The sequence below is a fragment of the Psychrobacter sp. T6-6 genome, from assembly GCF_052258185.1.
GTDB lineage: Bacteria > Pseudomonadota > Gammaproteobacteria > Pseudomonadales > Moraxellaceae > Psychrobacter.
Map to the genome: position 1 here is coordinate 1 of NZ_JBQQEX010000019.1, position 1529 is coordinate 1529.

The 1529-nt window shown below is 38.9% G+C and carries 1 pseudogene; it reads right to left on the reverse strand.

The window, feature by feature from the left end:
• Positions 1 to 1529: pseudogene (locus ACTXGL_RS14045) on the reverse strand (hypothetical protein); the annotation flags it as partial.

Genomic DNA, 1529 nt, shown 5'->3' on the forward strand with positions numbered 1-1529 from the left:
TTCTCTGTAATCGCTGTATTTGCTGCCATTAATCCTTCGGCATTCTCTGCAATAGCGACATTGGCCGTTGTTAGATTATTAGCATTCTCTGTAATCGCTGTATTTGCTGCCATTAATCCTTCAGCGTTTTGTGAAATACTACTGATGTTCCTAGTTATCTGACTATTAGCAGTAGATAGACTCTGACCGTATTTCAAAATATCATCCGTGTTTTTTGAAATTTTGGTATTGGCAACAACAAGATCTGTTGCATTTTGCGAGATATTATTGTTGTTTTGAGTTATTTGGCTACTCGCTAACGCTAAGTTTTGAGTGTTTTGCAGGATATTATTGGTGTTGTTTGAAATTTTGGTATTGGCATTTGCTAAATCGTTTGTGTTTTTTAAAACATTTGATTCAACGACAATCAACTTTCCTGAATTTTCTGCAATGGCAACTGTATTTTCAGAAATTAAATTATTAGCTGTAACCAAATCACCAGTGTTTTTTGCAATCGCTGCATTAGCAATAATTAACGCACTTTCATTATTGGACACACTTCTGTTAGTGTTGCCCAAAGCAGTGGAGTAATTAGCAATCGCATTAGTGTTTTGAGAAATAGCATTATTAGCTGTCAATAAATCGGCAGTATTTTTAGAAGTTGAGGCTTTAACATTGACTAAATCAGTCTTATTAGTTGCAATATTTGACGTATTCTGAGAAATAAGATTATTCGCTGTGGTCAACGCAGTCCTGTTCTCATTAATTTCAACTTTCGCAGCGGTAATGTCACTCTGATTCTGAGTAGCCATATCTCTGTTTAGTGAGACATTTTTAGCCACAGAATACAATTGGCTGCCATTGATAGCATCTGAAGAGGTTTGCGAGATTTCACCAGCGGCTAGGTTTTGAATTCTTCGCTCGTCATTGGCTGACCCGACTGAGATGACACCATTTGCAGTACTTGCTGCAAAATTGCTGTAGTCGACGCTACCTATTACTGTGTTTATTACTCTGCCAGTATTGCCAGCAGTCGTTGTACTACCTTGTTGTCCATCACTCTGCAACAATTGTGTTCCTACTTTATCGCCAGTAGTGGCAATTGTATTGCTACCCAAATAAACCGAGTTTGTAACCGTATCACCTACTGGAATGGCATTACCAAAGCTATCAGTTTGTCCTGAGTTATTGATGTTGGAGCCTAGAACAAACGTATTACTAGAGGTAATAAGATTATTATTTCCAAGTGCGTGACTGTCTGATATATCATTTGCTGCTCTGATAGTGCTTGGGCTTGTAGCTCTTATAATATTAGACTGCCCAATAGTAGAGGATCCTTCTGCCTCAACGATGTTATTAGAACCGATCGATAGAGCCCTACTCGCCAAAGATTTATTCGATGAACCTATAGACAACGAATCGATCCCACTCGCAATAGCACTACTCCCTAACGCTGTGGCACTATCTTGGGTAGCTTGTGCATTTTGTCCATTAGCCGTACTATTTGAGCCTGTTGCTATTGAGTTTGCACCCGTTGCTGTGCTGTTTAG